This window comes from Immundisolibacter sp. (genome assembly GCF_041601295.1).
GTDB lineage: Bacteria > Pseudomonadota > Gammaproteobacteria > Immundisolibacterales > Immundisolibacteraceae > Immundisolibacter.
Map to the genome: position 1 here is coordinate 1 of NZ_JBFIII010000105.1, position 8893 is coordinate 8893.

The 8893-nt window shown below is 62.9% G+C and carries 9 protein-coding genes; 8 read left to right on the forward strand and 1 reads right to left on the reverse strand.

Annotation, left to right across the window (positions count from 1 at the left end; all coding sequences use genetic code 11):
* From ABZF37_RS12180 to ABZF37_RS12215, 8 genes are all read left to right on the forward strand, one after another.
* Positions 1-821: putative O-glycosylation ligase, exosortase A system-associated (locus ABZF37_RS12180; protein ID WP_372720287.1), on the forward strand; the 821-nt coding region annotated here is incomplete at its 5' end.
* Between the two features lie 56 nt (positions 822-877).
* A complete protein-coding gene (locus ABZF37_RS12185; protein WP_372720289.1) occupies positions 878-3508 on the forward strand; it encodes a hypothetical protein in 2631 nt (876 codons plus the stop codon).
* Positions 3509-3632: 124 nt separating this feature from the next.
* Entirely contained in the window at positions 3633-4382 is a 750-nt protein-coding gene (locus tag ABZF37_RS12190; RefSeq protein WP_372720291.1) for a class I SAM-dependent methyltransferase, read from the forward strand.
* Positions 4379-4660, forward strand: coding sequence for a hypothetical protein (locus ABZF37_RS12195; RefSeq protein ID WP_372720293.1), 282 nt, complete (start codon positions 4379-4381; stop codon positions 4658-4660). Before ABZF37_RS12190 ends, ABZF37_RS12195 begins: the two co-directional genes overlap by 4 nt.
* Positions 4653-5741 (forward strand): glycosyltransferase, encoded by a 1089-nt coding sequence (locus ABZF37_RS12200; RefSeq protein WP_372720295.1) that lies wholly within the window; start codon positions 4653-4655, stop codon positions 5739-5741. Before ABZF37_RS12195 ends, ABZF37_RS12200 begins: the two co-directional genes overlap by 8 nt.
* A gap of 125 nt (positions 5742-5866) precedes the next feature.
* Positions 5867-6823 carry a glycosyltransferase family 2 protein gene (locus tag ABZF37_RS12205; RefSeq protein WP_372720297.1) on the forward strand — a complete coding sequence of 319 codons (957 nt, stop codon included), beginning with the start codon at positions 5867-5869 and terminating at the stop codon, positions 6821-6823.
* Positions 6810-7541, forward strand: a complete 732-nt coding sequence (locus ABZF37_RS12210) for a class I SAM-dependent methyltransferase (RefSeq protein ID WP_372720299.1) — start codon at positions 6810-6812, stop codon at positions 7539-7541. The genes ABZF37_RS12205 and ABZF37_RS12210 overlap by 14 nt, the downstream gene beginning before the upstream one ends.
* Positions 7542-7713: 172 nt before the next feature.
* Positions 7714-8046, forward strand: coding sequence for a tryptophan synthase subunit beta like protein (locus ABZF37_RS12215; protein WP_372720301.1), 333 nt, complete (start codon positions 7714-7716; stop codon positions 8044-8046).
* Between the two features lie 6 nt (positions 8047-8052).
* Here ABZF37_RS12215 and ABZF37_RS12220 read toward each other — a convergent pair.
* A partial coding sequence (locus tag ABZF37_RS12220; RefSeq protein WP_372720303.1) for an EAL domain-containing protein occupies positions 8053-8893 on the reverse strand: 841 nt, incomplete at its 5' end.

The window sequence follows — 8893 nt, forward strand, 5'->3', positions numbered from 1 at the left end:
ACACCGACCTTGGTCTGGCCATGACCATGGTGCTGCCGCTGATGTGGTATCTGCGTATGCATACCAGGGATTGGCGGATTCGCCTTGGTTTGTTGGGTGCGATGGCGCTGACGGTGATCGCCATTCTTGGCAGCCATTCGCGCGGCGCACTTTTGGCCATCGTCGCTGCGGGTGTATTGCTTTGGTGGAAAAGTCGCAACAAAGCGGCCGTAATGCTGCTAGCGCTTTTGCTGCTGCCGGTGGGGCTGACGCTGATGCCGCAGGAGTGGTACGACCGCATGGCGACCATCGGCGATTATCAGAACGACAGATCGGCCATGGGACGCCTCAACGCTTGGAGTTTTGCCATTAATGCCGTCAAGGATCGGCCGTTCGTCGGTCTAGGGTTCAACGGCTATACGCCACAGGCGTTCCAGGTATGGGCGCCTGATCCCGACGATTTTCATGATGCCCACAGCATTTATTTCGAGGTTCTTGGTGAGCAGGGTGTTCCGGGGCTGTTCCTTTTCCTGCTGATTTTGTGGTTGAGCTGGCGCAACGCTGCTGTGGTTCTGCGCTTGGCTCGTGGTGACCCCGACTGGTTCTGGGCGCGTGATCTTGCGGCGATGATTCAGGTGAGCCTGATCGGGTACATGGTTGGTGGGGCGTTTCTTGGGCTGGGTTATTGGGACTTGCCCTATGGTCTGGCGGCGATATTGGTGCTGTTGCGGGGATTGTTGGAAGGGGCCAAGTCGCCGAAGGCTGCTGTCACCCATCAGCACATCCTTCGGTCCGGTCGTAACGAACAACCCGCACTGGTTTTGCAGCGGCGTCAGGTATAAGTGAGCGAAACTGGGGGCCGGGAGCTCTGGCGGCGCCGGTTTAATCCCGGGGGCGGTTGGCATCGCAGACATGGGCGCGGCAAGCCTTCGCTCTTTCGAATGTGGGTCTTGTCCTCGTCCAATGCCGGAGGATTGCTAACCGATCCGGCACCGCGCATCAGGAGGGCCGCATGACCCGTCATAGGCTATCGGTTGTCGCGTTCACTGCGCTGGCTGTTTCGCTGGCGTTCAGTTCCGAGGGGAACGCCCAGTTCACTGCGACTTACGAACCGCTAGCGCCGTCCCCGTTGAGGGTAGCGACCTCCTGGTATAGCGGAGCCGTGACGAACGACGGCAAGTTCATTTACGGACTTGGGCATAGTCACAATGCGTATGGCGATAACAGTCTGTGGGCATTCGACCCGACCACCAACAGCCACAGGCAACTGTTTCCGAGCACCGGGAACAAGTGGCTGTGGGAGACTTACCTGGACGGGGAGGGCAAGAAGCAGGTGGTCGCCGGCAGTGGCCATTGGGCCACGCTTGACCCGGTGGCCGACAAGGCGCTGTACGCGTTCTTTGGCGGGCCGACCATCACGGCGCTGACCAACCGAAACAACCATCAGGCGTTCTACATGCCCGCCCGCAACGAGTTCTGGGTGTTGGCGGGCACGACGTTCTATCAGAAAAGTCCGTATTTCGCGGGCCGGTTCAGTCTTGACACGAACCGCTGGGTGAATCTGTCGACAAGCCTGGCCGAGTTCAGTGCCGGCCTGATTGCCGGCTCCGGCGGCTGGGTGGCGCCCAATGCCGCCACGGCGGTGTGCAAAGACCTCAATACCGTGGTGCTGTTTGGCGGTATGAACGGCACCGGTGGCGTGCGGATCATCGAGCCGAATCCGGCGGGGCCGGAGCCTTACCGCTGGGCGCTGGCCCCCAAGCCGCCGATTCACCTGCCGGCCGAGAACGTGCGTCACAACGCGGTGTGCGTGGGAGACACTGTGTACTTCATCAGCGGCCAGGAGCGGGTACCGAACGTTAAGTGCTGCCGCGCGCCCGATCCGGGTCCATTCTGGTCGTTCCATGTCCCGAGTCGGGCCTGGACCCGTCTTGCCGACGGCCCGCCGGGGGGTTACTTCCTGACCTTGACCTACGATTCGGACGCGAAGGCCCTTCTGTATTACGGGGGCAGTGCCAGTAACCGGCTGTGGGTATACGATCTTATTGCCGAACGTTGGACCGATCTCACCGGTACCGTGCCTGGCCTGCCACGTGCCGACATGCATGCCGGTGGCTTCGTTCCCGGCTTTGGGCATGTATTCAAGGGCGGTAATCGATACGATACGGCGGGTCGGAACGAAGGGTACAGCGCCAGTTCCAAGATGTTGGTGGTACGCCTGGTGCCGCCCAGCGAACGACTCCGGTCGGGTCGGGCGGCCCCCGTCGTCTCCGCAGCGCCTGACTCGACCGCCCCGGCCGGGAATGTCGGCCATGCCAGCGAAATTGCAGCCACACTGGCTCCACCCGACACCCCAAGCGCGCATGACCGCAGGGATAACTCGGGCGGCTGGCTGGGCGGGCGCCGCCCGACGTCGTCCGCGCTCGCTGCAGTGCGGCGTGGTGAAAGTCTGCCAGCCGTCAACCAAGCCGCTAACGTCCCGCCTGTTAATGCATCACATCCGGCAACCGAGACTGATACCGGACGTCAATCCGCGAGCCATAGCCGGGCTTGGGCCGCCACCCAAAGCGCCGCGCAACCAGGAGGACGTCTGGTCTGGACACGGATCCCGCTCCCCGGCTACCCAAAAAGCCCGCAGGGAACCATTAAGCACCAGCGCTTAGTCGAGGGTCCCGCCGGTCGGGTGTATCTGCTGGGCGGCGATTGGGGTGGTGGGCCGCACCAGAACACAGGCCGGCAGGAAGTTTATTCGTTCGATCCGCTGTCGCGGACCGGTAACTGGCGGCAGGAAGCGCCTTACTGCGGTACCGCTGATGCGCCCGTGAACTGGCATACCGACGAAGCGGGTGTGGCGTGGGATGCCAAGCGCGGCGTGTTCTGGAAGCTGGCCGGTACGCAATACGGTCCAAAGGATGCCTGCCTCGCATCCGGCGGCAGTGTTAGAACGAAGGTGATTCAATTCGACCCGGCCAAGCGCAAATGGCATGTTCCAGAAGGATTCGATCAGCGCGATTTTTGGTACGTCGGTAACGGTGTGCTGGACCCAGAGCGCGATCAACTAGTGCAGATCACCGATACGGTTGCGTGGCACCTTGACCTTCAAACCGGGCAATGGTTGCGGTACCCGTTACCTGCCGGACCACATCGATTCAACGCCATAGCGGCCCGTCTCGGGCGGGCCATTTGGTTTGTGAATCGCGACGAGAGGCTCGAATCCTACGACCTGGATACGCACACGCTATCGGGTCACGGGCAATGGCCATACCCGAAAAAAAACGGCTGGGGGATGGCGATGACCTTTGCGCTTGGGAGCAAGGTTTTGGCCATCTGGCCCACGAGTGGCCCAAAGGAGCAACGCCTGGCGGCTGTGTACGACCCGGCGACGAACCAATGGATCACCCTGGACCAGGGAGATGGATGGGGCAATGCCGGCACCCTGCACAGCAGCGGGCGGGTGATTCTTATGGGTGGCGGTATCAACGGGCCTGCGCATCACAATAAATTTGTGTGGGTTGGGCAGGTCAAGTGATCGACAGCAGGCGGTCTCGGTCGCCGGAAGGCGTTAAGGCGTTGTCGGCCGTGGTTGGTCGCTGGCGCCCGTTACGGGGCGGCAGCGAAAAACACATCGCGTGGCAATCAACAAAGCATCGGGAATGAGAGACCAGCGAGAAGGCTTTGAACGTCGTTGGCGTCGCCGGTTCGAGGCATGGGGTCAGCAGCATGGCAGCGATGCATCTATTGCCGGCTGGAGCCAGTCAGGTCTGGAGGCCCGACTGGCTAATTTTAAGCGTCTTTGGTCCGGGCGTATCGCTGCTGGTGGCTGGCTGGATGCGGGTTGTGGTGCCGGCACGTATATGCGCTCCCTGGCGGGTTGTGGCGTCGAAGTGGTCGGAACGGATTATTCTTTGCCAAGCCTGCGCAAAGCGCGCTTGCGCCTTGGTGGGGCGGCGCGGCTGTTTGCTTCCGACGTGCGTGCCTTACCCGTCGCTGACGGGAGTTTTGAGGGCGTTCTTTGTTTTGGCGTGATGCAGGCTCTGGCCGATCCGCTGCCGGCGCTACGCGAGCTGTGCCGGGTGGTTAAGCCTGGCGGGGAAGTGTGGGTAGACGCGCTTAATCGCTATAGCGCGCCGCATCTGGTGCAGGGAACCTGGCGCCGCCTGCGCGGCCGACCGATGCACATGCGTTACGACTCTCCATGGGAACTGGCGGCCCTGCTAGGCAGGGCTGGCGCCGTGGACGTGGAAATACATTGGTTGCCGCTGGTGCCCGGTCGGTGGCGAGCGGCTCGCCAGTGGATGGGTCGGCCAGCGGTTCGTAGCGTGCTGGGTCGGGTTCCCCCGCTGGCGGCCCTCGCGAGCCACGCAGTTGTACTGCGAGCTTATCGTCCGTTGGTAACCGCGTGAGCATTGCAGCGCGCTTCGCCCAAACCATCGACATGAGTCGCGGGAATGCACAGGGCGCTTTAATGCGGCTGTTTACCTGGCATCCGCCCGTGCGGGCCGTCAGGCAATCGGCGCGATCAGATGCGGCCGAGGATGCTCTGAACGAGCCCTTCGACGAGCTCAGGACGAACGGCAACCTGTTTATTCCGTTCGCGGTGAGCCTGTCGAACCATGGTCGGAGGCAGGCTATCCAGAGCATTCCTACAACAATATCGAAAAAAAGAGATTTGCATGCCTGAACTGACCGTGGTGGTGCCTACCTTCAACGAGGCCGGGAATCTCGCCTCGGTGGTGGGAGAAGTGGAGCGCGCGCTGGCGGGTGTCGACTGGGAAGTGTTGTTCGTGGACGACGACTCGCCCGACGGCACTGCTCAGCAGGCGCGCGAGATGGCGCAAGTTGACCGGCGTGTACGGTGTCTGCAACGCGTCGGCCGGCGGGGTTTGGCGAGCGCCAGTATCGAGGGGATGTTGGCGTCGTCGGCGCCTTACATCGCGGTCATGGATGGCGACCTGCAACACGATCCGGCGCTGCTGAAGGCCATGCTGGGCACCCTGCAGGGCGGTCAGGCGGACATCGTTGTCGGCAGTCGCCACGTCGCCGGCGGTGGGGTCGGGGAGTTCTCTGCCCAGCGGCAGGGCATCAGCCGTTTGGCCACCCGCCTGAGCCGCGCCGTGCTCAAGGCCGACCTGACCGATCCGATGAGCGGCTTTTTCATGCTGACCCGCGCGGCGCTGATGGACTGTCTGCGTCACGGTGTGTCGGCTATCGGCTACAAAATCCTGGTCGACCTGTTCGCATCCGCGCCGCGGCCGCTGCGTTTTGTGGAATTGCCTTATACCTTTCGTCAGCGCCAGGCCGGTGAGAGCAAGCTCGACAGCAAGGTGGTGTGGGACTACCTGATGCTGCTGGCGGATAAGCTGGTCGGACGCTTCGTGCCGGTGCGCTTTCTGGCCTTCTCGGCGGTGGGTGGGCTTGGGGTGGTGGTACACCTTGCCGTGTTGGCGGTGGCATTTAAGGGTTTTGGTGAGGGATTCGTGGCGGCGCAGATTCTCGCCACGGTCGTGGCGATGACCTTCAACTACGTCGTGAATAACTCCCTCACCTATCGCGACCGGCGCCTGCGAGGGTGGCGGTTTGTTACCGGCTGGCTGTCGTTTTCGCTGGCCTGTAGCGTGGGCGCGTTTGCCAATGTGGGCATTGCCGCGTATCTGTTCGACCGGCAGACGTTCTGGGTGCTGTCGGCATTGTCGGGTGTTCTGGTGGGCGCGGTGTGGAACTATGCGGTGACTAGCGTTTACACGTGGCGCCAGCAATCGTGATCCAGTGGTTGATGTCTGTCTGCGCGGTCGGCTCATCGTTGCAGCGTTCGCGTGAGCGCGGAGTTGGCTTCTTGTGTGAGGACTCGAATCATGCAGGATTATGAGAACGCCCTGGATACACGGTAATGAATGCCTCCGATAAGACCAAGTTGGTTTCTCTCGTCATTCCGGTCTGCGACGAGGAAACCACCATCGGGCCGTTCTTGACTGGGATGGCGGAGGTGCTGAGGCAGGTCGAGGCATACGGTTATCGGGTAGAGCTGCTGTTCGTCGACGACGGCAGCAAGGACGGCACGCTGGCGGTGCTCACCGCGGCTATCGCGCAGGACGCGCGCATCCGGGTGCTGGAGCTCTCGCGCAATTTTGGCAAGGAGGCGGCCCTGACGGCCGGTATCGACGCTGCGCACGGCGATGCGTTGATTCCGATCGACGTTGATTTGCAGGATCCGCCGGAGGTAATTCTCCAGTTGATCGACGCTTGGGAGCAGGGCTACGAGGTTGTGGTCGGTCACCGCACCGACCGTGGCAACGACTCGCTGTTCAAGCGCCAGTCGGCGCGCTGGTTTTACAAGGTGGTCAATGCCGTCGCCGACACGCCGGTGCCGGAAAACGTGGGTGATTTCCGGCTCATTGACCGCTGCGTGGCGGATGCGCTAAAGCGCCTGCCAGAGCGTCGGCGGTTCATGAAGGGCCTGTTCGCCTGGGTCGGCTTTCGCACTGCGGTGGTGGATTACCGGCGTGCGCCGCGCGCGGCCGGCACGAGCAAATTTTCCGGCTGGAAGCTGTGGAACCTGGCGCTGGAAGGCATCACCAGTTTTAGCACTGCACCGCTGCGGTTGTGGACGTATATCGGCGCTGTGGTGGCCGGGCTGGCCTTTGTCTATGCGCTGTACATCGTGTTTCGGGTGCTGTGGCTGGGTGTGGACCTGCCTGGTTACGCCTCGCTGCTGGTGGTGGTGCTGTTTCTCGGTGGCATTCAGCTGATCGGTATCGGCGTGCTGGGCGAGTACCTGGGGCGTGTTTATCTTGAGGTCAAGCAGCGGCCCACCTACATCGTGAGACGGGAACATGGAGGCGAGTGAATATCGCTTCATGGCTGAACACGAAGACCGGCACTGGTGGTTCGTCGGCCGGCGGGCCGTGCTGGCGGCACTACTGGACGGGCTAGCCCTGCCGGCGGACGCACGCATCCTGGAGGTTGGCTGCGGCACCGGCGGTAATCTGGCGCTGCTCAGTCGCTACGGCCGGGTGACCGCACTGGAGATGGACAGCTACGCGCGTACCTTCGCGCAGCAAAAAACGGGTGTCGATGTTCGCGACGGGGTTCTGCCGCAGGGTCTGCCGTTTGGTGACGAGCGGTTCGATCTGGTGTGCCTGTTCGACGTGCTGGAGCACGTGGCGGACGACCATGCGGCGCTGGCGGCCATTGCCGGCCTGCTGGCGCCAGGCGGGCGCTTGCTGCTGACTGTGCCAGCGCATCGATGGCTGTGGAGCGTGCACGATGAGCATCTGCACCATCGGTGGCGCTATTCGCGGGCCGGTCTGCACGCGCTGCTCAAGGCGAACGGCTACGTCGTTGACCGGACGAGCTATTTCAACGCACTGCTGTTTCTGCCTGCGGCGGCGGTGCGTCTTGTGGATCGCTGGCGTGGCCGGCCGACGGCATCGGGAGCCGCGTTGCCGTCGGCGGCTGTCAATCGTCTGCTGACTTGCCTGTTTGCGGCGGAGGCACCGTGGCTGCGGCGCTGGAATTTGCCGTTTGGTCTGTCGCTGCTGGCCCTGGCCAGGCCAATCAAATAAGCGGTGTCTGCTGTTCGTCAGCGGTGATGTTCGCAAGCTGAGGGAGATGCGCGGACGCGGCGCGATAGGGTAGTCGCCGTGCCCATGCTCTCCCCAGCGGCACGGCAATGGTTACCGGTTAAAGGTTTTGGAATGAGGGGATACTATGGCGATTAGTCATCCGGGAGGTTGCATGTTGTATGTACGGCGCGATGCGAACGGTGGCATCGCCGCGGTGGCTACGTCACGACAACCCGATTTCCCCGAGACGCTGGCGGCGGATGATCCCGACCTGTTGGCGTTTTTGCAGGGGGCAGGGTCCGGGGTAACCGCCGAGGCGCTGGCCAGGACCGACCTGGGCCTGGTGCGAGTGGTGGAGGACTTGGTGACGGCCTTGGTTGAGCGCGGCGTGATTCGCTTTACCGACCTGCCGGAGGAGGCGCGTCTGAAACTTTCGCAGCGGCAGGGCCTGCGACACCACCTGCGGGGTCTGAATCCGGTGGACGAGGACGACGCCATCCTGTGAACTGCGCTATCCGGGTAACTGCGGCCAGGGTTCGGGGGTGGCTAGATGGTGGCCCTGGGCAGCGTCAACCCGAAGCTCTTCGATGGCTCGCAGCTGGTCCGCGTTTTCGACCGCTTCGGCGATGATCAGGCAGTCCAGACCATGGGCGACTTCACGCAGGGTGCGGATAAAGAAGCGGCTGTCCGCATCCTGCGGCAGGCTGTGGACGTAACGTCCGTCCACTTTGAGATAACTGGGTTTGATGCCGGCCAGGTAGCCGAACGGGTTGAAGCCCCGCCCGAAGTGATCCAGGCCAACGCCGCTGCCGCGGCGGGCAAGTTCGTTTATCAGGGTACGCAGCGCCGTCAGGTGAAGGGCGGCTCCGTATTCGGGCACTTCAAAGGTCAGGCGGCTTGCCCGGTCCGGGTGTCGGTCCAGGGTCTGCAGCAGCCAGCCATGAAAGCTGACGTCTGTCAGCGAAATAGCGCTCAGGTTGATCGCCACGCGCAGGTCAGCTGGCCCCGCGGTGGGCCACTGGTCAAGGACTGCGGCGATGACTGTTTTGTCGACTTGAGTCGCAAGACCGTGCCGGTAGGCCATGGGCATGAAATCCGCGGCCGAGAGCAGGCCCTCATCGGTGGGCAGGCGCAGCAGGATTTCGTGATGTAGCGTCGTGCCGCTGCCGTCCAGGCGCCGCACCGGTTGGGCGAACAGCCTCCATTGGTTTTGTTGCAGGCAGGTAGTGAGCAGGTCGCGCCAGGCACTGGCCGAACGCGCCCGTACTTCTTCGGTAGTAGGCGCCAGGCGCCAGGCGTTGCCGCCGTCTGTTTGCGCCTGACGCAGGGCGGCGTCGGCGCGGCTGAGCAAG